Source organism: Peribacillus sp. NPDC060253 (genome assembly GCF_042727425.1).
Classification (GTDB): domain Bacteria; phylum Bacillota; class Bacilli; order Bacillales; family DSM-1321; genus Peribacillus.
In genome coordinates this window covers 1-22844 of sequence record NZ_JBHXAS010000005.1, presented here as the reverse complement: position 1 = coordinate 22844, position 22844 = coordinate 1, and the positions used below count along the sequence as shown (strand labels likewise).

Here is a 22844-nt window from a genome sequence, read left to right as displayed (position 1 = left end):
TTTTCCTTTAGTTTCTTTTACAGCAGTGAGTGTACTAATTGCTGGGTATAAGAATGCTGCGGATCTTCGAGAATTTGATCTGTCAAACCCTGCTCGATTACTTTACCCTCCAGCATAACGAGCGTACGGTCTGCAAGCATTCGGATTACGCCCAAATCATGGGATACCAATACAATGCTAATATTCAAATCTCTTTGGAGGCCTTTAATTAAGTCCAATACACTTGCTTGAACTGATAAATCCAAACCTGTGGTGACCTCATCCAAAAGCAGTATCGGTGGATTGTTGGACAATGCTTTTGCTATCTGGACCCGTTGCTGCATTCCGCCTGAGAAATTCCTTGGTTCTTCTTTCATTCGATGAATGGGAATATTGACTGCTTCAAGAAGCTCGGCCCCTCTTGTTTCCATGCTACCAACATGTCTGTTCCCAGCTGAAATTAACTTCTCAGCAATATTGCCTATCGAGGAGAAATTCATTTTCAATCCTAGAATAGGGTTTTGATAAACCTTCCCCATTAGATGGTTTCGAACGAATCTTTTTTTCTGGGCAGACTCCATGAATAAATTCTTTTTTCCATCCTCAAAGCCAGCCACATACATGTCTCCGTCGGTTACTTCTTCATCAAAATACAAACTTTTCATTAAAGTGGATTTGCCACTGCCGCTTTCCCCTACAATTCCGAGAACTTCTCCGTGATGCAAATCGAACGTAACACCTCTACAGGCATATACCGTCCCGCATTCGTGACAATAGTTTTTCGTCACTTTTCCTAATTTCATATAATTGCATGTTGAACATCCGTTTCCATACTGTTTGTTCAGCTGTTTAACTGATAATACAGGTACCTCAAGCACAGACATTTATTTCACTCCCGATATTTGTTTTTGATTGACCATTTCAAGACAATTGCTTGTATCATTGCATTGGAAATACGTTTCCCCTGATTCCCCATCAACAAGTTCATCCAAAAACAAATCATTGGAACCACAGAGAATGCAAGCATGATTTGTAAAGGACTCAATTTCAAATGCATAATCATCAAATGCTAAAGATGATACATTTGTATATGGAGGTAATGCATATACCTTTTTCTCCCTACCTGCACCTAACAAAATGAGCGCTTCACTATCGTCTAGCTTGGCATTATCGAATCTTGGTATTGGACTTGGTGCCATGACATACCTGTCGTGCACCATTACCGGATGGTCTGCATCCGTCGCCATTATTCCGTACTTCATAATTTGTTCAAATAACATCAGCCATGCTCCGCTATACTCTCTCTCAGCATGCAGCTTTTTCGTTTCTTGTTCGCTCGGTTCAAAATTCCTTAAAGGTTCTGGTAACGGAACTTGAAGAATTAAAATTTGGTCTCGTTGTAGCGGCACTTCCGGCACCCTATGTCTAGACTGGATTAAAGAGGCATCTGCTGTGCTTTCCGTTGTCCTTACCCCAGTGGTGTCAGATACGAGTTTTTTTATGTTAACGGCATTAACGGATTCATCCGAGCCTTGGTCGATCACCTTAAGGACGTCATCCTTTCCGATCAATGACAATGTCAACTGCAGTCCGCCCGTTCCCCAACCACGCCCAATCGGCATTTCCCTTGAAGCGAATGGGACTTGATAACCGGGAATGGCAATCGCCTTCAGTGTTGCTCTTCTAATTTCCCGTTTCGACCCTTCATCAAAGAATGCGAAATTATAGGTTTTATTCATGCAATCCAACCTCCTGCTCTGTAGTCTTATCTTTCGACTTCCGAATGCTATCAAGCTTGGATTGGAACGTAACATAATGAGGCATCTTCAAATGGGAGATAAAGCCCGTTGATTCCACTGAATCTATATGATAAAGAACGAATTCCTCGTTGTGACTTGGAAACTCCTTGTTTGGTTTTTCCAGGCAATTATCCAAGATGCCCATTGCAATTGCTTTTGTTTCATTTTGTCCCATGCACATGCCATAACCAACTTCAAACTCTATTTCTTTTTTGCCTTGGTCTTTCTCTACCGTAAGCGGAATGAGCATCTCTACCTCCGTTGCTGTGAAGTCTCCAATATAATAGCTATCTTCCTCTTGCCCTTCGTCCAGCAGCGGGTGATCGAGATGGACAGGCAGCTGCCCTACGCGTAGCTCCCCTACTGTCGGGTGCAGTGCACCATATCCTCGAATGACTGCATAAGCAAGTGATGTCACTGCACCGGTTTGGCCTCTTGTTAAAATTTGCAGGCGTTCACTCCGCATTGAAGGAAACTCTAGACTTTTCCTTGTAACATCCCCAGGCTGCAAATCATTGTTTTCACAGCCTGCTAATAAGCCTTCACTTCTTAAGTAGTCCAAAACTTTAGGCAAATGGTTTAAATCACCCATATGGTCCTGATTTTCGATTGAATGATTCTCATCCTGAAAAGCTCGTAACCAATCTTGAATGCTTATATCCGATTCTTGCTCTAACTCCGAATCTAGTAACCGATGTGTATAATCGGTCGTAGCACCTAAAATCTGGCCGCCAGGTACATCCTTAAAACTAGCTGATATCCGCCGTTCCACTTTCATATTTTCAGAACTGATCACTCGTGAAACATGTTTTCGCGGCAAAGTAGATCGATAGGCCCTTAAAAGGAAAACAGCTTCTTCCGGATTGCCTTCAGCCTGTTTAATAGCAAGTGCAGCCAGTGTTTGATCATACAAACTGCTTTCTGACATTACCTGATCAATCAACCCTCTCATCCCAGCTTCTATCTTATGAAGCTCTATAGCCGTCCCTTTTTTGACCCGTTCATACTTTAAGCGTTTAATGGATTCCTCAATCGCCTTTGTTCCGCCCTTTACTGCAACATATCCCATATAATCTCACCCCCATTTCCTTTGATTTGCGTCGTTCTCGGTAAAGCTATTAAACGATCTTGTTGATCCACAAAATACATATCGATTCCTAACGGGAATTCTCTGTTTTTTTCGTTCCTTGCACCCAGCCAAGAGGTAGCATTCGGGAGTGTTATAATTGATTCCTGTTGAATTCCTGGTCCTGAAAGGATCATTGAGTCCCCTTTTGTTACATCCGGTACTTCTAAAATAATCATTGCCGATTCATGAGGGTTCAACAGATTACCTACCTTTGCATGATTTAAAGCTTCCTTCAGTTGCTCTTCGGAAGCATCATGTAAAATAAAGATGAAATCTGCTTCTGGCAATTCGACAGGCTTTGAATATGTAAGCTGATTAATCATTCTTGACACTGCCTCCTCCTCCTTTGCAATGACCTTGAAAGTCACTTCAGGGTCAAGTACCGTGCGTGCAAGCAGGATAGTAGAAGATAAGCATTCTATTTGAACCCCCAAAGTCTTGGCTTCCCTCTCCAAAACCACTAAAGTTCCAGGTCTTGAAGTCGCCGTTACAAGCTTTCTATAAACAGTTTGTATATCATGAACTACATCCAGATTCATTGCTTTCCCCCCTTATTGAACATCCATTGTCTCAAAGTTAACCTTGGTTCTAAGAATTGATCGATTCAGCTCTTGAAGGTTTTTCTGTATATTCTTCTTCTCATTTTCTAAAACAAGTGACCATAATCTTGTTTCGCCAAGATCTGCCTGATAAGCGGCATCAATGATAGCTAAACTATGTGCCAGCTCTTCCCGATGTCCCTTCACGATACCAATCCCGATTGAATCCTGGATTTGGACCGTGCATTCAGTCACCAGCATTTCCCCAAGATAAAACAAGCTCTTTTTTGCCGTTTCCCTTGTCTTTAGCAACACAAGAGCACTCTCTGGCTTTTGAATGACGGTAACTTTATATATCATTTCTATTTCCTTGGCAAATTCCTTCGCAATGGCCTCAGAGCCTTGAATCAAAATCTCGGTTCTTTCCCTTCTTCTCATTCCATTGGCCTCCAAATGTTTTAGTTTCCCGCTACATCTTCAATGTATCTTGTTGCCAAGTGAACGTACGTTAAGAAAGAGTAAATCTTTGTATGAAATTTGTTAAAGTCGGGTCTACACTACTCAAGATTTCGTGCTTTTACTCATGAATTCGAGGGTTACTCGTGAGTTTTGTACTTTTACTCGTGAGTTCGGAGCATTTACTCGTGAGTTTCGTACTTTTACTCGTGAATTCGGAGCATTTACTCGTAAATTCGAACGATATCTGGAATGGAAGTTTTTATATAACATATGTGAAACAATCGCTTCTATAGATTATGACCGTGTGCTCAAGGACTTGATTGCTCCTCTTATCCCGGCATAATGATTCCACTTGTAAAAGTGGAATTAAACTAGAACACTGCAAAATATCCCGTTCGAAAAGAGTAGGAAAAATCACTTTCAGTGTGCTGCTGCTGGATCCGAATTCTACATAACCGCGCTGCCTATAATATTGAAACATAGAGGTAATGTCAGGACCGTCATTTTCTATTTCAGGAAATGCTGTTTTTGCTACAAAAGATGTATGAAGAGCAATCGGGAAATCGTCCATTAACCTAAGCCTGCCAATTTTAAAGACCTTGTCATCACTTCCCACGCCGAGGCTTTGAAAAATCTTCTGATCATAAGAAATTTCTTCGCAATAAATAGTACTCGTTTGAAAGGAAAACTGGAATTCTTTCATTTTCTCGGTGAAACTAACATCTCCAGATAGAATTAACGGAATTTGCTTCTTACTTTCCTGGACATAACTTCCCTTACCTTGCTTCGAATAGATAAAGCCTAAATCTTGAAGCTGTTCATATGCCTTCCTGACAACCATTCTGGGAACATTAAATTGATCAGCGAGTATATGCTCTGAAGGTAACTTTTTATCCAATTGATAGGTCCCGCTCTTAATTTCAGATATCAAATGATCCACTAGAAAGTTTTTTTCCGCCAACAGAAATCCCCCTTTAAACGATCCGATCTGCCTAATACTATTTTTCCTTGCTAAAGTCAGTGTAATGAGAAAATATGAAGCTACCATGATTTTCTTGTAAAAAAAAAGTCCTGGTCAATTACCAGAACAAAAGAATACTTATTTTATGAATCTTTTCTACACCATCCTGCCTTGTTCAGTCTTTCAAATTGCTCATCCAGCATATGAGCAGGCCACTCTCATAGCAAAATTCCTTTTTTCATGAACATCATTTAATGGCCATGCTTTTTTTCCTTAATTCCAAAGCATCCACACATTCCGTTCCAGGGCTCATACTGCCAAGCAGATTCGGTTTATCCCCATACTCCCCATGAAAATCTGAACCTCCTGTCTTAATGAGATTATATTGATCTGCATATTGAATCGCCCTTTCCTCTTCTGCATGACCATGATGTGGGTGAAGAACTTCAATCCCTTCAAGTCCTGCTTCTACAAGATCAGGAATCATTTCAAAGCTCTCGTATTGTCCAGGATGAGCAAGGACCGGAACGCCTCCGGCAGCACGAATCGCCTTCACAGCTAGAATAGCATCTACATACTCCATTGGAATAAAAGCAATGCCTGGCTCTTCTCCATTTTGGCCGCGACTGAAAATTTTCTTATACAAAGCGCCATAGATAGAATTCGTATACCCCGCTTCCTGCAGCGCTAGCATGATATGTTGCTTATAAACACCAGTTCCCCCCCTAAACTTAGAAACCTGATTCCAAGTTATTTGATATCCTGCATTGATTAGCCGCTCCACCATTTTTTCTGAAGCTGCATTCCTCTTTTCAATCAATGGATTACATAGCTCCTCAAGCGCCTTATGTCCATGCTCAACAAAATAGCCCAAAATATGTACACGCCGGCCTCTTGCAAAATCATAACCAGAAACCTCTATACCAGGGATGATTTCAATTCCTTGATCTTTTCCCATTTCCACCATCTCCTGCAATCCCATCGTTGTATCGTGATTCGTAATCGCTAAATGACCAATGTTCTCCCTTTTCGCAATCTCCAATAGTTCTACAAAAGAACTGGACCCATCCGAAATGTTCGTATGACAATGTAATTCAACCTTCATGCCAATCCCCCATTCTTATTCGTCACCTATTATCATTCTAACCTAGTGCCAAGTCGGTCAACGTTAAGAAAATGTAAAAAAACGTAAAAGTGTAAAAGTCGAACAGATTGGTGAAAATATATAAGTATTTCTGGCTGCAGACAAATAAAAACGTTCGAGTTGATTTAAGAAATCCACTCCCTTTCCGCCTCCCCTTTTTATCAACAAAATGGTTTTTATCTAAGATTTAAAACAAAAGTTGATTGGAACGGGTGTGCAAGACTCCTCCGGGAACAGCACGTCCCAGGGAGACCCCACAGGCGCAAATACCGCCGAGAGGGCTACTGGACCGCCCGCAGAAAGCGAGTTCCTGAAGTGGAAATCCAACCATTTGAATTTTACAACCATCAAAAAAGTAGACAAAAGGGGTAATTGCTAAATTTTAAAACAAAGTGATTGGAAAACGGAAGGTACGAGACTCCTGCGGGAATACGCGTCCAAGGGAGACCCCGCAGGCGCAAAGAGCGCCGAGGAGGCTTCCGGACCGCCCGTGGAAAGCGAGTGCCTGGAGTCGACAAACTGAAATACATGAGTATTCTTCAGTTTCCTTCCCTGTAATGGATTTTCGATCTATCTGAAATAAAAACAAAATAAAACCATTAAAATTTTTGACTTACTGTCAAAAATGATGTACATTACCTAGTGGGCGAACAATTTTTATATAAAAAGACAAAAATATTCGTATATAGAGGTGCATAACATGGAAAACGTGTTTGATTATGAAGATATTCAATTAATTCCTGCAAAATGTGTAGTAAATAGCCGTTCAGAGTGTGATACTTCCGTTACTTTAGGTAAACATACATTCAAGTTACCTGTAGTACCTGCCAATATGCAAACAATCATTGATGAAAAGATTGCCATCTACTTGGCTGAAAACGGTTACTTTTATGTAATGCATCGCTTTGAGCCAGAAAAACGACTGACCTTCATTAAAGATATGCATTCACGAGAATTAATCGCATCCATCAGTGTCGGCGTTAAAGAAGAAGAATACGGATTCATTGAACAATTATCAAATGACAACATTGTCCCTGAATATATTACGATAGATATTGCACACGGCCATTCCAATGCCGTGATAAAGATGATACAACATATTAAAAAACATTTACCTGAAAGTTTTGTCATTGCAGGAAATGTGGGAACTCCGGAAGCGGTACGGGAATTGGAACATGCCGGTGCCGATGCTACAAAGGTAGGGATTGGACCAGGGAAAGTATGCATCACTAAAATCAAGACTGGATTTGGAACGGGTGGCTGGCAATTGGCTGCACTTCGCTGGTGTGCAAAAGCGGCAAGCAAGCCAATCATAGCTGACGGCGGCATTCGCACGAACGGTGATATCGCTAAATCAGTTCGATTCGGTGCTTCCATGGTCATGATCGGTTCATTATTTGCTGGACATGAAGAATCTCCAGGTCAAACGATCGAGAAAGATGGAAAGGCCTTTAAAGAATACTTTGGTTCTGCTTCTGAATTCCAAAAAGGTGAAAAGAAAAACGTTGAAGGCAAAAAGATGTTTGTCGAACACAAAGGATCTTTGGAAGATACGTTGAAGGAAATGGAACAAGATCTTCAGTCTTCCATTTCATACTCCGGAGGAAACAAGTTAGAAGCAATCAGGAATGTGGATTATGTGGTCGTTAAGAATTCAATCTTTAACGGTGACAAAGTTTATTAATGAGTATCCATTCTCGTAAAAAAGAACGGCCTATTAGGCCGTTCTTTTATTTATTGGCTAAGTTCACTTATACCTTTTTAACAAATTGGGATTTTAATTTCATAGCACCAAAACCATCAATTTTGCAATCAATATCGTGATCCCCATCGACTAAGCGGATACTTTTGACTTTTGTACCCATTTTTAAGACGGAAGAGCTTCCCTTCACTTTAAGATCTTTGATGATTGTAACGGTATCACCATCGTTCAAGGCATTTCCATTTGCATCTTTAATAGTCTTTTGTTCACTATTATCAGTTATTACTTCTGTCGTCCACTCATGAGCGCACTCCGGGCAAACAAAAAGACTACCATCTTCATATGTATATTCTGAATTACATGCAGGACAATTGGGAAAATCGGACATACATTCACTTCCTCCATTCGTTATTGTCAATTCTAATATAATAGTGGTTTACATACAACCCGTAATAGCCTTCTGGTTGTTCCTCTAGCAGAAGAAATTCAGCTCCCATTTCCTCCCTCCTCTAGTACCTTAAAAGGTTTTACTATATAATTCTAAGGAAAAGCAGAAAAAAGTGTGGTGAAACCTTTGTTTAAACTCTTATTGATAGAAGATGATACGACGTTATTCAATGAGATTAAAGATAGATTGGCACAATGGTCTTATGATATTTACGGGATTAGTGATTTTAGTAAAGTGGTTCAGGAATTCACGGATATTAAACCTGATTTGGTCATCATTGATATACAGCTGCCGAAGTTCGATGGGTTTCATTGGTGCAGGATGATCCGGTCCCACTCCAATGTTCCCATCATCTTTTTATCATCACGTGATCATCCTACCGACATGGTGATGTCCATGCAGCTTGGCGCTGATGATTTTATCCAGAAGCCGTTTCATTTCGACGTACTCATTGCAAAAATACAGGCCACGCTTCGCCGTGTCTATAATTACAATACTGAAAAGATTGAATTGAAGACTTGGTGCGGTGCTACAGTGGATTATGAGAAGAATACTGTGTCCGCTGAAACGGGCTCTATCGAATTGACAAAAAATGAAATTTTCATCTTGAAAAAGCTCATTGAACAAAAAAACAAAATCGTTAGCCGGGAAGAATTGATCAACAGCTTATGGGATGACAAGCGTTTCATAAGCGATAACACCCTTACCGTAAACGTGAACCGTTTACGAAAAAGATTGGATGAACTGGGTTTGGGGCATTTTATCGAAACGAAAGTTGGCCAGGGTTATATCGCAGTAGAAGAGGCAAATGCATGATTGGAAAATATTTCGCGGAAAGGATCAGCTGGATCACATTCTACATCTTTCTTCATTTATTCATTATCTTTGTCGCTTTTCTTGATTCAGCCATTCCGTTAAAACCAATCCTATATATTGTCTTTTTATCGTTGATACTGTTCAGTATCTTTTTGATTTTCCGCTATAAAAAAGAAACGTTTTTCTATAAAAGTTTAGAAGCGCGGGAAGGCAATCTGGATATAACGAATATAGCCGGACCAGAAAGCCCTTTCGAAAAAATCATAGAAAACAGCATCATTAACCAAACCGAATTATTGAAGCAATCCGCTTCAATTGGTCGAATGACTTTAGAGCAGGAGAAGGATGAATTATTATCTTGGATTCATGAAGTGAAGACACCATTGACAGCGATGCATTTAATGATTGACCGCTTGGATGATGACTTGCTGAAATCCCATTTGACGTATGAGTGGCTGCGCATTCATCTTCTCCTTGATCAACAGCTCCATCAACGGCGCATGCCTTTCATCGAAAATGATTTGTATATCGAGAATGCGGATTTGGAAATCATAATCTTTGATGAAATCAAAACGCTGCAATCATGGTGCATTCAAAAAGGAATTGGCTTCGACATACAATTGGATGTAACCGAAGTGCTCAGTGATGCCAAATGGCTGGCTTTCATCATGAGGCAGATCTTAACCAACTCCATTAAATACAGCGAAAATGCCGATATTACGATAAATAGCTATATCCAAGACGAACAAACGATTCTTGAAGTGAAGGATTCCGGACGAGGCATCGACCCAAAAGACTTACCCCGCATTTTTGATAAAGGATTTACATCCACGACAAATCATCGTGACAATGCCGCAACTGGCATGGGTTTATATTTAACCAAGAACGCGGCAGCGTCCCTATTGATCACCATTGACGTAAAATCAGAGCTTGGAGTGGGAACGATCATGACCTTGACCTTCCCAAAAAGAAATGAATTCGTGAATATCACAAGCATGTGACAAAAGTGTCACATGCTTTTATTCTTTGTTCGGCCAAACGAAGGAAAAGAAATACATCGCCTTTTATAATGAGGATATAGAAAAAAAGGAGTGTATCGTTATGAATATATTAGAAGCGAAAAAAATCCATAAAAGCTATGGTAATAAGTTCAATAAACAAGAAGTATTAAAGGGTCTCGATATAAGCATACAAGAGGGTGAATTCGTAAGTATCATGGGTGCTTCCGGTTCAGGAAAAACGACTTTGCTGAATGTCCTTTCCTCGATCGATAAAATCAGCAACGGCACGATTACCATTGATGGTAAAGAAATTTCCGACATGAAAGAAAAGAAGCTGGCCGAATTCCGAAAGAACCATCTGGGCTTCATTTTCCAAGAATATAACTTATTGGACACACTGACTGTCAAAGAAAATATCCTTCTGCCCTTATCCATTACAAAAACACCAAAGAACGATGTGGCACAAAAGTTTGATGCTGTAGCGAAAGAACTGGGTATATATGAAGTGAAGGATAAATATCCAAATGAAATTTCCGGAGGTCAAAAACAGCGTACATCTGCAGCACGGGCTTTCATCCATGAGCCAAGCATCATTTTTGCGGATGAACCGACTGGGGCGCTTGACTCTAAATCCGCTTCCGATTTATTGAACAAACTGAGCGAAATGAATCAAAAGCGCAAAGCGACCATCATCATGGTAACCCATGATCCAGTAGCCGCCAGTTATTGCAGCAGAGTCATTTTTATTAAAGATGGGCAAATATATACACAATTGAATAAAGGCGAAGAAACCAGACAAACCTTCTTCAAGGACATCATGAGAACACAAGGTGTATTGGGCGGGGTGCAAAATGAGCATTAATCAACTCATCTTTCGAAATTTGAAAAAAAATCTGAAGAACTATTATCTGTATGTGTTTGCCCTAGTCTTCAGCGCTTCCCTTTATTTTGCTTTTGTCACCTTGCAATATGACCCAGCGATGGATAAAGCGGAAGGTACGATCAAAGGGGCCGCCTCCATCAAGGCTGCATCGATCCTGCTTGTTGCGATTGTTTCCATATTCCTTTTATACGCCAATAGCATTTTCATTAAACGACGCAGTAAAGAAATCGGATTATTCCAATTGATAGGCATGACCAAGAACAGAATTTTCCGTATCCTGAGTGTGGAAAACTTAATCCTGTACTTCTGTTCTGTATTTCTAGGAATCTTCGTTGGGTTTGCCGCTTCCAAATTGATCATCATGATTTTATTTAAAATTACCGGGGTTCAAGCGATCGCTACCCTCCAGTTTTCTTTTCAGCCGCTTGTTCAAACCGTGCTCGTTTTTAGCGCCATCTATCTTTTCATCATGTTGATGAATTATGCCTTCATTAAAAGGCAAACCATTCTATCATTATTTAGAGTGACTTCAATGACGGAAGGAAAAGTGAAAAAGGTTTCGATGTTCGAAATGATTCTTGGGATATTCGGGATCATCCTAATCATTGCCGGTTATGTCGTTTCATCCAAATTATTCGATGGAGCTTTTACACAGATGACCGAGCTTTTTATGGCCATGATATTCATTTTGGCAACCGTCATCATCGGTACCTACCTATTCTATAAAGGATCCGTAAGCTTCATCTTTAATATCATCCGTAAAAAGAAAAATGGCTATTTGAATATCAATGAAGTATTGTCCCTTTCATCCATCATGTTCCGGATGAAATCGAATGCGGTATTATTGACGATCATCACGACCGTTTCCGCTTTGGCGATCGGGTTATTATCATTAAGCTATATCTCCTACTACTCAGCGGAGAAAATGGCACAAAGCAGTATCCCTACCGATTTTTCGATGACGGATAAGGGAGATGCGGATAAATTCAAAGAAGCTTTATCCGACAGTAAAATTGATTATGACGAAAAGGTGATAGATGTCATTCAAGTGGATGTCAATGTAAAGGAAATAATGGAAACCAGCCTGGAAGGAGTGAACTTTGATCCGGACATCATGACCGTTCCCGTCATCAGTGATGAATCCGTTAAAGGAATCAACCTCGCTGAAGATGAGACCCTTTTCAGCGGATACAGTAATATGATGGAGAAAGTCATGTCCTTGAAGGATTCCGGAAAGATTGAGCTGAAAGGCAAACATGAAGTGATTCCGCAGACATATATGGGATTGAAAGATGATACATTCGTGTCTTATTACTTCACGAATGGCGGATTGCCCGTTGCCATTGTAGACCAAACGATATTCGACCGTTTGAAAAAGGATGTCGACCCCAAAATCCAAAAAGTATCATCCGTTAATATCGGCATTGATGTGAAGGATGAAGCTGAAGTTGAAAAAGCGAATGATTTCTTCAATAAAATGAGTTTTAAAGAAGAACATGTGAATGATTCTCAATTTGAAATGTCCAACAACCAGAAGAAGAATATGGGTCTTATCATGTTCATCGTCGGCTTTTTGGGATTAACCTTCCTCGTCACATCCGGTTGTATCCTGTATTTCAAACAAATGGATGAAAGTGAAAATGAAAAATCTAATTATACCATTTTAAGAAAACTGGGATTCACACAAGGTAACTTACTAAAAGGAATCCAAGCAAAGCAAGTTTTCAATTTCGGTATTCCTTTAGTCGTCGGGTTATTTCATAGTTATTTTGCAGTTCAATCAGGATGGTTCTTATTCGGGACCGAGGTTTGGACACCGATGATCATCGTTATGGCACTATACACGGCATTGTACTCGATCTTCGGGATTCTATCCGTTTTTCATTACAAAAAAGTCATTAAGGAATCGCTATAATAATGAAGATAAAAAAAGCTCCAGGGCACATGTGGCACTGGAGCTTTTTTTCCATGAGTATTATTGGACTGTAGCTGGTTTCATCATTTGCCTGATCAATTCCCTATTGCGCTTTTTAAAGATTTCATTATGGGAAGAGACCATTCCCACTCCGTGAGCGTCAGGCTGGATATATTGCTTCGCCTTGTTTACGGCGTTTGCTGCATCTTGAAAAGTACCTGCTATCAGGTTCAATTTACCTTCATGCTTTAAGATATCACCGGCAGCGTATATCCCCTCCATCGAGGATTCACTGGCAGCAGTACCTTCAATATAATAATTATCCACTATGGCAATATCCACTTTACTATTTTGTAGCAGAGATGTATCGCGTTCGTATCCATGATTGATGATGACTTCTTCGATCGGCAGGTAAGAAACCTCTCCCGTTTCATGATTCGTCAGTTCAACATGCTCGATTGATGCATGATCATCACATGCGATCAGTTTTGTAATCGTCGTATTCAAGTAACAAACAGCAGAGCTTTCCATCAATTGCCTTGCTTGTGATTCATGACCAGCTAAACTATCTTTCCTGTATGTCAGATACACCTTTTTGGCGATGGTCTCCAATTCATTTGCCCAGTCTATTGCAGAATTCCCGCCGCCTGAAATGATCACCGTTTTATCCTTGAAACGATTGAATGACTTCACAGTATAGTTTAAATTGGAAACCTCAAACCTTTCAGCCCCGTCTATTTCCAACTTTTGCGGATTCAGAATTCCCCCGCCAACCGCGACAATGATCGTTTTGGAAAAGTGCATTTGCCCTGAGGCGGTATGTAAAACGAAGATACCTTCTTCATTACGTGTGATTGATTCCACTTTTTCATTCAAGACGACTGTTGGATTGAATGTTAAACCTTGCTCCACCAGCTGCTCAATTAATTTTTCCCCAGTAGTGGGTGTCAGCCCTCCTACATCCCAAATCATTTTCTCCGGATAGACATGAATTTTCCCGCCTAGCCGTGGCTGGTATTCAATCAGTTTAACTTTCATTTCTCTAAGTCCGCTATAAAAAGTGGAGTAAAGGCCTGCTGGCCCTCCCCCAATAACCGTTACATCAAATAAATCTTGCTGTTCCATAACGTCCACTCCCCGGTAATCAAATGTGATTGATTATCATTCTCATTTAATCGTACACTCTTTTCTCACTTTTTACAATATGGATTTATTAAAAAACTCTGTTCATTTAAAAAATGAACAGAGTTTTTTATTTCCAATCACGCAAACTTACCATTCATTAAGAATGAATGATAAATGGAGTATTAGAATGAATGTTAGGTTAAAAATGGAATGAGGGTATGGGACGTCAATGAATATTATTGTTAAATAATTTTTATCCTCGGTCTTAATCTTGTTACCTATGCGCCCGTGGTTGGCTGTTGATAACTACTTCGTAGGAACTCCCACTTGTTGTATGAGTTGATATGCTTTCAAAGCCATTTCAACGTTTAATCTGTTCTCTGGCATATCAAAATCAAAATCAAGAATCTTTTTTATTTTTTCCAGCCGATGATAGAGTGTTTGTCTTACAACATGTAATTTTTGAGCAGTAAGCTTCTTTGATCGATCAAGCTCAAAGTATTTTGCTAAAGTCAGAAGCAATTCCGTTCCATATTCCTTATCATAGGATATTAAAGGAGAAAGATAGTCCTCAATAAAATGGGCGGTATCTTGATCATGCTGAATTAATTGTATCAACCGAAAGATGCCAAGGTCTTCGTAAAAGGCACTTGTTGAAAACGCACGATAATTTAAAGCTAACTGCGCTTCTCGATACCCAGTATGAGCATCCAAAAGTAACTGGTATTGTCGCCCAATGCCTATACGGATTTGGCTAGATTCACCTTCTTTAACATATAGCAAGGCATTGATCACTTTCAAGAAGCGTGCCTTAGAGGAATCGGCAGTTCCGAGATCAATAGCTAATACAATAATCTGATTTCTTATAGATGTGATATAAGGTGTAAAAGAATATTTTGCGAACCCAGATCGAATTTTTAAAGAATAATGATAAATAGCAGATTCATTTTCTTCATTCGATAAACTTAATAAAGACGGATGAAGAGCATCTTCGATATCAACGATTGCAACTCGATAATGTATAGAAGCACGCTTAGATTTTAACGAAATAAATCCCCTTGCTTGTTCTTCATTATTGATGCGTCTATAAAGTAAATCATTTAGCCATGTAGATTCTAAACGTAATCGTTTTTCATCCAAATAATGTTTGCGCAGTAAGTCTTGTGAGATTGCTAGAGAAGCACGATCAAGGATTAGGAAATCAAATTCATCCGATTCACGATCTAAAACCATAACAAGGTACGCCCAGATTTGATCCATTGCTCCGATCGGTTGGAGAAGAATAGTATGGTTTAATGCCTTCCATTCAACGGGCGAATCATTTGTAATCCGGTCATGCCAGTGTTCTTTATCTTCATAAATGGTTTGAAGTAGCTGCTCCATAAATTCATTTTTCAATCCTGGAATCGAAAAAGGTGTTCCTTCTATAGGAAGATAGATAATTGGTGCTTCTGTCTTCTGTTGCAACAACTTTAAAATATTTGATAACCCATGAGTAGTGAGTGACAATGAATGGAACTTTCTTGATATCGAATCTAATGTAACCAACTTCTCATGATGAACATTAATGATAAACGAATGTAGATCCTGTGCTATTTCAACGAAATTTATGAATTCTTTGAAAATAATAATCGGAAAGTTATACTCATTTGCCATCTCGATCATTTCATTAGGGACCTTTTCGAAGTAGTGTCCAAGTTCTATACATAAACATGAGGCATTGCGTTCGATAAGATTTAACAAAAATGAAGTATTAGAGGAGTCTCTCCATTCAAACCCAAATCCGGTGGAGAGTATCAGTTCCCCTCCCTGAAAGATGGTATCATCAAAAAACGGAATTTCAAGGACATGTGTCCATTTGACTTGACGGTGCAACCCGTTTGCCCCCGCAACTACCTCCGTTTTTGAAAAGAGTGAGCGCTTAAGAACATCTTGTACTGTAAGCATGTGTACCTCCTCATTTAATAATTGTTAGCTGTATCATTTTATTATAACTATACTAGAAAGTCTAAGCCCATAAAATATGGATCCCTATCTCTGTTTAACCCCAAATAATGTTCTTTTACGTGCTTTGATGAAATACCTTAATCAACCTGAGAATCTTTCATACTGGTATCCATTTACACCATTTTTCATCAGTTATATGTGTGCATGAACGGTGGAGTATTGAAACTTAAAACGACCAAAACAATTAGATATACAATGGAAAAATTATCACTTACTCACCAATGCTGTATTCATAAAAGTTCAAGATAACCAAAAGCGCTTGGTTAAAAAAAAACTAATATACATTTAACCTCGTGTCTAATGAAAGGGTTATCATTTCCCTGTAAGATTTTAGAATGTTCAATAAATTAAATGCAATTAAAAAGGAGAATGAACAATGATAGTAGGGGTTCCTAAAGAATTAAAAACCGCAGAGACTAGAGTGGGATTAAATCCATCATGGGTAAAAAAATTAACAGCTTTCGGTCACGAAGTACTAATACAAAGCATGGCAGGTGAAGCTAGTGGTTTTTGTGACGAGAAATATATTTTGGCTGGAGCAAAAATAGTAAACACGATTGACGAAATTTATGAGAAGGCAGAATTTGTTGTTAAGGTGAAGGAACTTCAACCCTATGAATACGGCCTTCTTAAAGAAAATCAAATGATAATGGCATGGTTTCATTTGGCGGAAGATGTAAATCATGAGATGACACAGGCCTTACTAGATAAAAAAGCTATTTCAATATCAATGGAATTAATCGTTTTACCTGATGGGACAAGACCTACGATTAAACCAATGAGTGAAATTGCAGGAACATTAGCAATGCTTGAAGCAGTCAAATATGCTCAATATGGTTATGGTGGAAAAGGAATACTTCTCCGGAAACTGGCAGGTTTACCGTCGAGCAAAGTATTCATACTTGGTGGTGGCAATGCTGGACTCAATACTGCGCAAGTTGCTGTGGGCCTTGGATTGAATGTAACAATCATGGAAGCATCAATGAAACGCATCGATTATTTGAACAATCAGTTGCCACAGGTGGACATTTTGTGTTGGGATAAAGATATAATGTTCGAAGAACTTATTCAAAGTGATGTTTTAATTAATACAATTTATCCGATGCCAGGGGTAACCGAACCTATCATAACACGAGAGATGGTCAGTAAGATGAAACCCCATTCTATTATTATTGATATTGCAGGAACGGGTATAATTGAAACCTCACGTTATACGACTTTAGAAGATCCAGTTTACTACGAACAAGATGTCCTACATTACTGTGTCCCGAATATGCCGGCTCTATGTCCACAAACCTCGACAAACATGATGTTGATGACAACGGGCCCATATATTATGGACATTGCGAATAATGGTTTGAAAGAGGTTGTAGAAAATGATGTAATAATAAGAAATTGTATCAGCACTTTGAACGGTGAAATTGTTCATCACGAAGTTGGGATCAATCATAACATGCCTTATACAGATATAAAAAATGAGTTACTATTGTCAAAATAATAAAGCGTCTTTAGAGTTATCTCATATTCTACGTTTCATTTCTATTGATTAGAAATCAGTATACACGTTATTGAACAAGTCGCTACTAAAGAAATTCCAGGAGTCAGTAAAGATGCCAGCGAGAAGATTTTTACAGGAATTATCTTTGTTATTCTGCAGACGAAATTCCTTACGAGGAATGGGGAAATAAGACAACAAATTCATGGATAATTCAAAGCAGGCTCCCTAGCATCTTTCTGACTTTTTTATGATTTCTAGAAACCCACCGTATTAAAAAAGCCATGGAAGTAATAATATTGTTCCTATTTCTCACAAAAGGTTAAATCAGGTAAAAGAGGAGAGTATTTTACATGTCAAATATAAGGAAAACGGATAGAACACTGACACTCATTCCAGTTGTATTGTTTGGTTTTTCATTTATGGGGTTAACCACAGCTTTTACTACGTATGGTATTGCGGCCAATATTTCCCACGGTACGGTTCCAGGGGCAATGATAGTTGCTCTAGTGGTAATGATGTTTACTGCTTACAGTTATGGGAAAATGGCAATTGCGTTTCCATCTTCCGGTTCTGCCTATGTTTATACGCAAAAATCGCTCAATCCCTCTGTTGGATTTCTTGTCGGATGGGTGATCTTAATGGATTATTTATTTATGCCAATGGTGAATTATTTAGTATTTGGTATTTTTTTCTCAGCTGCCTTTCCTACAATTCCAAGTTACATCTGGATTGCAGGTATGCTGATTCTCGTCACTTTTATTAATATTAAAGGATTGAAGATTGCCACAAATGTAAACGCATTCATAACGATTTTTGCTTTTCTTTTTATCCTTATCTTTATAGGTTTTTCTATTAAGGAAATTTTTATGGGAGAAAGCACGGCAACTCTTTTATCTCTTGAGCCATTCTATAATTCGAAAGAACCCTTTTCTTATACAATAGCTGGAGCAGCATTATTATGCTTTTGTTTCCTTGGGTTTGAATCAGTTACAGCGTTTTCGGAAGAGACAGTGAACCCTAAGAAAACAATTCCACGAGCTGTTATTTTAATTACTCTTGGTGGTGGTTTAATCTTTACAAGTGTCTCATATTTCTCGTATCTTGTATGGCCAGAGTATAACACATTTAATAATCCTGATTCCGCTGCCTACGAAATTATTAAACTTGTTGGTGGAAAGGCGATGTACTCAATATATCTTGCCCTTTACGCATTAGCTGTATTGGGTAGTGCCATGTCTTCCCAGGCAAGTGCATCACGAGTCCTCTATACGATGGGGCGAGACGGACAGTTTCCTGAAAAGTTCTTTGGCACCCTGCATCCGAAATATAGAACACCCGTAAATAATATCCTGATCATTAGTTTTGTCTCTTTGCTTGCTTTATTTTTAAGTTTAGATCTTGTAGCATCATTTATTAATTTTGGGGCGTTTCTTGCGTACACTTGTGTTAATATTTCAGTAATTGCTCATTATTATATTAGAAATAGAGAACGTTCGGTAAAAGGAACTTTCTTATATTTATTTGTTCCCATTATTGGAGCTGCTCTTGATATTTTACTACTTGTGAATCTTGATGCGCACTCAAAAGTACTTGGAGTAAGTTGGTTAATAATAGGCTTCATTTATTTACTTGTATTGACAAAAGGACTAAAAAAACAGCCACCAGTATTGAAAATCGAAGAAAATTATGGTGTAGATTTAAAATAAAGTAACGAAGTTTAAAAGAAAGATGAAAAACATCTTAGACACAATAATTGTCACTTGAAATGATGGAAACCTCTAGGTCGATGAAGTCCCCTACAACCCTTTTTACACAGCCGACAAATAAAAAAGATGCAGCATATACTCTATTCTTTCTCAATCAAGAATAGAGTATATGCTACACTTTTTTTACTATAATTAATGTTTAGTTTGTACGAGGTCTCTTACCATCTGAAATAAGACTATTAATTCTTTCGATAATACCGGGAAGTTCATTCATCGTTTTAATCGTAAAATCAGCCCCATTTTGCATAAAAGAGTTTGCAGTTTTGGAGATTACAATTTCTTTATCAAATTCTGATAGACTCGTATACTCATTCAAACTCACCCCATTTCAGAGCTTCCGACAATGACTCCGACGGACCATACCCCTGCATTCACTCCCTCTTGCATATCGGAAATGGTATCCCCTACCTTCACAACCTTCCATGATGCCGATAACTTCAATTCTTCCATATTACGATAAATCATGTAAGGATAGGGTCTTCCAATCGAATGGGTTGCATCTGGGGTTACATGAAAATCTGGCTGATACCCTTTTTTCAACGCATTTGAAACGACAACATCCATCATGGTATCCGTATAACCCGTTGTCGACCCAATCTTCAGGCCGCGATTTCTTAATGCTTCCACTGTCTCGATAACCCCTGGAATTGGATCTGTATAATCCGCCAATGACATCATTAGTGCCGGTTCGAACTCGGCATACTTTTTCAACGTCTTCCTCATTGAATGACCTTCCATATTCCTCTCTCCATAAAGAAGATATCCTTGGCATGGTCAGCATCGCACGAATATGGTCGATTTTCAGCATGCCCATCGGAGCTCTGGCTTCCTCCATCGTCACTTCCAGTCCAGCATTCTTAAAAATATCCACAAAAACATTCACTGGCGCAAAACATCCAAAATCCACAGCCGTTCCAGCCCAATCCAAAATGATTCCCTCTACCTTATTTATACTGTCACCACTTTCATATATTTTTCTACGATCCTGCCAAGTTCCTCGATATCTTCTTCATGGATTTCGCCAATATTACCGATACGGAATGTATCTATGTCCGTCAGCTTTCCGGGATAGATTACGTAGCCCCTCTCTTTGATATAATTGTAGAATTCCCCAAAATCAAAGGTTTCGGTTGGAAAATGAGATATATGCATGAATGCCCAATTTACCCATCCTTTATTGGGTCAGATCAGGTTATTTTCATGGATTTGACTCTGTTTTAGGTCCCGGCGATTCCCATAAAGTTGCGCCCAGTATCCTACTTAAAATTCCTTTCATGCTGAAGGAGCCATTCCTTTCTCCATAAGCCACCCGCATAACCAGTTAATTTTCCATTTGAACCTATTATCCGATGACAAGGAATCACGATGCTTAACTTATTTCTGCCATTAGCGCTCCCTACTGCCCTAATGGCTTTTTCATTACCGATTGTAACGGCGATGTCTTTATAGGAACCCGTGTTAGCGTACATGATTCCTGTTAAAGCGTTCCACACGTTTTTCTGGAAGATGGTCCCTTCAAGTATATAGGGAAATGTAAATTCCCTGCGTTCACCTTTGAAATACTCATCAAGCTGACTAAAGCACTCCACCAAAATCTTGGGCGTTTGATCTTGCATAATATTTATCTTTATATCCCTTTCAGCAAACATTATCGAACAGATGGCCTCATTCGTTCCTGATATCTCGATAATTCCAATCGGTGATTCATAATCTAATTTATATAACATATATAAGGACCTCCATACTTATAAGGCAGCAGATGCCTTCCACTCACCCGATTTTTTTTCAATAAAGCGATGACATCTTTGACAAGTCCCTTCTGCGGGGAATCATCAACTTCCGGTTGGCATCTTTTGCAAGAACGGAAACCAGCCCTTTCGACTTTTCCTTGACCTACATGAAGGGCGGCAGTATATTTTAGTTGTCTCTACTGCCGTAAAAAATAATCCGTCATATTTAGGGTCGCAGGCAATGATCTTCTCCCACATTTCTTCAAAAGAAAGATTTAAAGCAACAGCCATTATACTCCGCATCCTTTCAGTTTTAGTTCCCATATAAATGTGAGGTGTCATTCAGCTCTACTATTCGTGCTGTATCTTGTTCTAATAAATCAATAATTTTATCGGTTAGGGCATTTCCGAAACTGAAACGTTTCACGCCTATTTCTTCAAGCTCCTTACCATTCGTTAATCCAGGCAAAGATAATACATTAAGGGGAGCACCTATATTCAAAGTGATTTCCTTTATTTCATCATAGTTCGTTATTCCAGGGATGAATATTCCGCTGGCACCATTCTCCACATACGCTTTTGCCCGCTCTACTGTTTCCGGGAAAGGATTTTCTTTTTGAAAATAAGTATCTGTTCTAGCATTGATGTAAAAATCTTCATACCCATTATAATCCAACGCTTCTCTTATTTTTAATAGTAGGCTGCAGTGTTGAGATAGATCTCTTAGCCCTTTTTGTTTTTTGGGCGAATCCTCAATATTGATCCCGGCTACACCGACATCTGCCGTCCTTAACACATTATCGACAATCTTTTCTGCGGTTTCACCATAGCCTGCTTCAATGTCTGCAGTGACGGGAATTTTCACATTATCCGCCATTAGTATGATACCTAAATGTCTTTCAAAATCAATCAATTCGCCATCAGAATAACCCAGGGAGTTGGCAATACCCCAGCTTGTCGTTCCAATCGCCTTGAATCCTGATTTCTCAAGAATCAAGGCCGATAATAGATCCCAGGCGTTCCCCAATATCAACAGGCCCTTCGAAAAGTGTAATTCATTGAATTCCTTAATGTTAGTCAATATAGTTGCTCCTAAAATTTAATTGTCCTCATTTTAACAATCAACCCAGCTCCAAATCGTCCTCATTCTTGCTCTTATGGTCCATTCAAACAATGGTTGTGCTGGATTCCCGTTTAACAGTTCCGGACAAATAAAAAAATGCCCTTTCATACCAGGGCATTTTCATGATCCAATTTATTAATTTACGAATAGATATAACTTTCGATGATACTCCACAAATGCCTGCTGGTCCTTTTCCGTGTAGTCCATCCACTTCACTTTCTTGCATCTTTCCTCTAATCTCTCATTCAGCTCATCTTCTATTTCATTCATGAAACGAATAATTTCCCCATATGGCATATTGAAATGACGGGCTGCGAGCCGGGGTGGAGAGTGCTTTACAAGCAGTCTCATAAATTGATCGACTGTGTCCGCCTTTGAAGCAAGATAATCTTCTTCGTTCACGATGAATTCATACACTTGTTTTTTCACGCCAGAAAGCCTGGTTACTTCATCGCGTAATAAAAACTCCATTAATCTTTCGTTCATATGGCTCTACCTCGAATTTGTATATATTTAAATTCCTTTTAGATTATGTATGAATAGGTTAAACTGCTCAATACCTCATTATGACATCGTTACAGCAAGCCATCAAGCAAATCCTCCAACTATATATAAACCGTAACAATTACGTTTTAAAATCTGTCTTTAGTAAAATAACATGCATATTCCCCATAGTCAACGTTCTTGCTGTTTATCATATTTTTAGATGCATATTTCGCATCGTTTATTGGCAAAATGTGAGTATGAGCAAATGGAGTCATATCTTTATTAATTTTTATACATGTTAAGAGAATATATTTGTTAAAATTTGATATAATAA

At 39.0% G+C, this 22844-nt stretch carries 23 protein-coding genes and 2 pseudogenes; 8 read left to right on the top strand and 17 right to left on the bottom strand.

Features of this window, described 5'->3' with window-relative positions:
• Positions 1-17 precede the first annotated feature (17 nt).
• The 5 genes from ACFWE9_RS02515 to phnG are packed head-to-tail and all read right to left on the bottom strand — an operon-like array spanning position 18 to position 3884.
• The gene (locus tag ACFWE9_RS02515; protein ID WP_230154486.1) at positions 18-863 is read right to left on the bottom strand and encodes an ATP-binding cassette domain-containing protein; all 846 of its coding nucleotides are present in this window, start codon (positions 861-863) and stop codon (positions 18-20) included.
• Positions 864-1718, bottom strand: a complete 855-nt coding sequence (locus tag ACFWE9_RS02510; RefSeq protein WP_230154484.1) for an alpha-D-ribose 1-methylphosphonate 5-phosphate C-P-lyase PhnJ — start codon at positions 1716-1718, stop codon at positions 864-866.
• Positions 1711-2847 carry a carbon-phosphorus lyase complex subunit PhnI gene (locus ACFWE9_RS02505; RefSeq protein WP_230154482.1) on the bottom strand — a complete coding sequence of 379 codons (1137 nt, stop codon included), beginning with the start codon at positions 2845-2847 and terminating at the stop codon, positions 1711-1713. The genes ACFWE9_RS02510 and ACFWE9_RS02505 overlap by 8 nt, the downstream gene beginning before the upstream one ends.
• Positions 2829-3446: a phosphonate C-P lyase system protein PhnH gene (gene phnH / locus ACFWE9_RS02500; protein ID WP_230154480.1), complete on the bottom strand. Its 618-nt coding sequence runs from the start codon at positions 3444-3446 to the stop codon at positions 2829-2831. The genes ACFWE9_RS02505 and phnH overlap by 19 nt, the downstream gene beginning before the upstream one ends.
• 12 nt (positions 3447-3458) lie before the next feature.
• Complete coding sequence (gene phnG / locus ACFWE9_RS02495) at positions 3459-3884, bottom strand: phosphonate C-P lyase system protein PhnG (protein WP_230154479.1); 426 nt, start codon at positions 3882-3884, stop codon at positions 3459-3461.
• A gap of 164 nt (positions 3885-4048) precedes the next feature.
• Here phnG and ACFWE9_RS02490 point away from each other — a divergent pair, with 164 nt between their 5' ends.
• Entirely contained in the window at positions 4049-4198 is a 150-nt protein-coding gene (locus ACFWE9_RS02490; RefSeq protein ID WP_230154478.1) for a hypothetical protein, read from the top strand.
• Here the strand turns inward: ACFWE9_RS02490 and ACFWE9_RS02485 are convergent.
• Positions 4165-4866 (bottom strand): GntR family transcriptional regulator, encoded by a 702-nt coding sequence (locus ACFWE9_RS02485; RefSeq protein WP_230154477.1) that lies wholly within the window; start codon positions 4864-4866, stop codon positions 4165-4167. The genes ACFWE9_RS02490 and ACFWE9_RS02485 overlap by 34 nt on opposite strands.
• Positions 4867-5113: 247 nt before the next feature.
• Positions 5114-5971, bottom strand: a complete 858-nt coding sequence (locus tag ACFWE9_RS02480) for a PHP domain-containing protein (protein ID WP_377355430.1) — start codon at positions 5969-5971, stop codon at positions 5114-5116.
• A gap of 739 nt (positions 5972-6710) precedes the next feature.
• On the opposite strand from ACFWE9_RS02480, the gene guaC reads away from it, so the two are divergent.
• Positions 6711-7694 (top strand): GMP reductase, encoded by a 984-nt coding sequence (gene guaC / locus ACFWE9_RS02475; RefSeq protein ID WP_230154475.1) that lies wholly within the window; start codon positions 6711-6713, stop codon positions 7692-7694.
• A gap of 67 nt (positions 7695-7761) precedes the next feature.
• On the opposite strand, the gene ACFWE9_RS02470 is transcribed toward guaC, so the two are convergent.
• Positions 7762-8100: a zinc ribbon domain-containing protein YjdM gene (locus tag ACFWE9_RS02470; RefSeq protein ID WP_230154474.1), complete on the bottom strand. Its 339-nt coding sequence runs from the start codon at positions 8098-8100 to the stop codon at positions 7762-7764.
• A 186-nt stretch (positions 8101-8286) separates the two neighbouring features.
• Here ACFWE9_RS02470 and ACFWE9_RS02465 point away from each other — a divergent pair, with 186 nt between their 5' ends.
• From ACFWE9_RS02465 to ACFWE9_RS02450, 4 genes are all read left to right on the top strand, one after another.
• Positions 8287-8976 carry a response regulator transcription factor gene (locus ACFWE9_RS02465; protein ID WP_230155327.1) on the top strand — a complete coding sequence of 230 codons (690 nt, stop codon included), beginning with the start codon at positions 8287-8289 and terminating at the stop codon, positions 8974-8976.
• Entirely contained in the window at positions 8973-9977 is a 1005-nt protein-coding gene (locus tag ACFWE9_RS02460) for a sensor histidine kinase (RefSeq protein WP_377355427.1), read from the top strand. The genes ACFWE9_RS02465 and ACFWE9_RS02460 overlap by 4 nt, the downstream gene beginning before the upstream one ends.
• Before the next feature lie 100 nt (positions 9978-10077).
• On the top strand, positions 10078-10839 hold the full coding sequence (locus tag ACFWE9_RS02455) for an ABC transporter ATP-binding protein (RefSeq protein WP_377355425.1): 762 nt from the start codon (positions 10078-10080) through the stop codon (positions 10837-10839).
• Entirely contained in the window at positions 10829-12775 is a 1947-nt protein-coding gene (locus ACFWE9_RS02450) for an FtsX-like permease family protein (RefSeq protein ID WP_230154462.1), read from the top strand. Before ACFWE9_RS02455 ends, ACFWE9_RS02450 begins: the two co-directional genes overlap by 11 nt.
• Positions 12776-12835: 60 nt before the next feature.
• Here ACFWE9_RS02450 and ACFWE9_RS02445 read toward each other — a convergent pair whose 3' ends face one another.
• Together ACFWE9_RS02445 and ACFWE9_RS02440 are read right to left on the bottom strand one after the other, a co-directional pair.
• On the bottom strand, positions 12836-13900 hold the full coding sequence (locus ACFWE9_RS02445; protein WP_377355423.1) for an NAD(P)/FAD-dependent oxidoreductase: 1065 nt from the start codon (positions 13898-13900) through the stop codon (positions 12836-12838).
• Between the two features lie 306 nt (positions 13901-14206).
• Positions 14207-15847 (bottom strand): PucR family transcriptional regulator, encoded by a 1641-nt coding sequence (locus ACFWE9_RS02440; protein ID WP_377355421.1) that lies wholly within the window; start codon positions 15845-15847, stop codon positions 14207-14209.
• A gap of 436 nt (positions 15848-16283) precedes the next feature.
• Here ACFWE9_RS02440 and ACFWE9_RS02435 point away from each other — a divergent pair, with 436 nt between their 5' ends.
• Positions 16284-17405, top strand: coding sequence for an alanine dehydrogenase (locus ACFWE9_RS02435; RefSeq protein ID WP_230154450.1), 1122 nt, complete (start codon positions 16284-16286; stop codon positions 17403-17405).
• Positions 17406-17755: 350 nt separating this feature from the next.
• Complete coding sequence (locus ACFWE9_RS02430) at positions 17756-19111, top strand: APC family permease (RefSeq protein ID WP_377355419.1); 1356 nt, start codon at positions 17756-17758, stop codon at positions 19109-19111.
• 199 nt (positions 19112-19310) lie between these two features.
• Here the strand turns inward: ACFWE9_RS02430 and phnX are convergent.
• The 7 genes and pseudogenes from phnX to ACFWE9_RS02395 all read right to left on the bottom strand — a co-directional run.
• Positions 19311-20123, bottom strand: a pseudogene (gene phnX, locus ACFWE9_RS02425) (phosphonoacetaldehyde hydrolase).
• Entirely contained in the window at positions 20120-20323 is a 204-nt protein-coding gene (locus ACFWE9_RS02420) for a hypothetical protein (protein WP_253074190.1), read from the bottom strand. The pseudogene phnX and the gene ACFWE9_RS02420 overlap by 4 nt, the downstream one beginning before the upstream one ends.
• Before the next feature lie 104 nt (positions 20324-20427).
• Positions 20428-20898 carry a methylated-DNA--[protein]-cysteine S-methyltransferase gene (locus ACFWE9_RS02415; RefSeq protein ID WP_230154447.1) on the bottom strand — a complete coding sequence of 157 codons (471 nt, stop codon included), beginning with the start codon at positions 20896-20898 and terminating at the stop codon, positions 20428-20430.
• 59 nt (positions 20899-20957) lie between these two features.
• Positions 20958-21192 (bottom strand): annotated as a pseudogene (locus tag ACFWE9_RS02410) (Ada metal-binding domain-containing protein); the annotation flags it as partial.
• Positions 21193-21214: 22 nt separating this feature from the next.
• Entirely contained in the window at positions 21215-21982 is a 768-nt protein-coding gene (locus tag ACFWE9_RS02405) for an isocitrate lyase/PEP mutase family protein (RefSeq protein WP_377355417.1), read from the bottom strand.
• A gap of 177 nt (positions 21983-22159) precedes the next feature.
• Positions 22160-22510 carry a hypothetical protein gene (locus tag ACFWE9_RS02400; RefSeq protein ID WP_098372038.1) on the bottom strand — a complete coding sequence of 117 codons (351 nt, stop codon included), beginning with the start codon at positions 22508-22510 and terminating at the stop codon, positions 22160-22162.
• Positions 22511-22656: 146 nt separating this feature from the next.
• Positions 22657-22844 (bottom strand): hypothetical protein (locus ACFWE9_RS02395; protein WP_377355415.1); only part of this gene is annotated, 188 nt, incomplete at its 5' end.

Coding starts and splice junctions, on each gene's coding strand:
- ACFWE9_RS02515 (WP_230154486.1), bottom strand. CDS start 863: ATGTCTGTGCTTGAGGTACCTGTATTATCAGTTAAACAGCTGAACAAA.
- ACFWE9_RS02510 (WP_230154484.1), bottom strand. CDS start 1,718: ATGAATAAAACCTATAATTTCGCATTCTTTGATGAAGGGTCGAAACGG.
- ACFWE9_RS02505 (WP_230154482.1), bottom strand. CDS start 2,847: ATGGGATATGTTGCAGTAAAGGGCGGAACAAAGGCGATTGAGGAATCC.
- phnH (WP_230154480.1), bottom strand. CDS start 3,446: ATGAATCTGGATGTAGTTCATGATATACAAACTGTTTATAGAAAGCTT.
- phnG (WP_230154479.1), bottom strand. CDS start 3,884: ATGAGAAGAAGGGAAAGAACCGAGATTTTGATTCAAGGCTCTGAGGCC.
- ACFWE9_RS02480 (WP_377355430.1), bottom strand. CDS start 5,971: ATGAAGGTTGAATTACATTGTCATACGAACATTTCGGATGGGTCCAGT.
- guaC (WP_230154475.1), top strand. CDS start 6,711: ATGGAAAACGTGTTTGATTATGAAGATATTCAATTAATTCCTGCAAAA.
- ACFWE9_RS02470 (WP_230154474.1), bottom strand. CDS start 8,100: ATGTCCGATTTTCCCAATTGTCCTGCATGTAATTCAGAATATACATAT.
- ACFWE9_RS02460 (WP_377355427.1), top strand. CDS start 8,973: ATGATTGGAAAATATTTCGCGGAAAGGATCAGCTGGATCACATTCTAC.
- ACFWE9_RS02455 (WP_377355425.1), top strand. CDS start 10,078: ATGAATATATTAGAAGCGAAAAAAATCCATAAAAGCTATGGTAATAAG.
- ACFWE9_RS02450 (WP_230154462.1), top strand. CDS start 10,829: ATGAGCATTAATCAACTCATCTTTCGAAATTTGAAAAAAAATCTGAAG.
- ACFWE9_RS02445 (WP_377355423.1), bottom strand. CDS start 13,900: ATGGAACAGCAAGATTTATTTGATGTAACGGTTATTGGGGGAGGGCCA.
- ACFWE9_RS02440 (WP_377355421.1), bottom strand. CDS start 15,847: ATGCTTACAGTACAAGATGTTCTTAAGCGCTCACTCTTTTCAAAAACG.
- ACFWE9_RS02435 (WP_230154450.1), top strand. CDS start 16,284: ATGATAGTAGGGGTTCCTAAAGAATTAAAAACCGCAGAGACTAGAGTG.
- ACFWE9_RS02430 (WP_377355419.1), top strand. CDS start 17,756: ATGTCAAATATAAGGAAAACGGATAGAACACTGACACTCATTCCAGTT.
- ACFWE9_RS02420 (WP_253074190.1), bottom strand. CDS start 20,323: ATGCATATATCTCATTTTCCAACCGAAACCTTTGATTTTGGGGAATTC.
- ACFWE9_RS02415 (WP_230154447.1), bottom strand. CDS start 20,898: ATGTTATATAAATTAGATTATGAATCACCGATTGGAATTATCGAGATA.
- ACFWE9_RS02400 (WP_098372038.1), bottom strand. CDS start 22,510: ATGAACGAAAGATTAATGGAGTTTTTATTACGCGATGAAGTAACCAGG.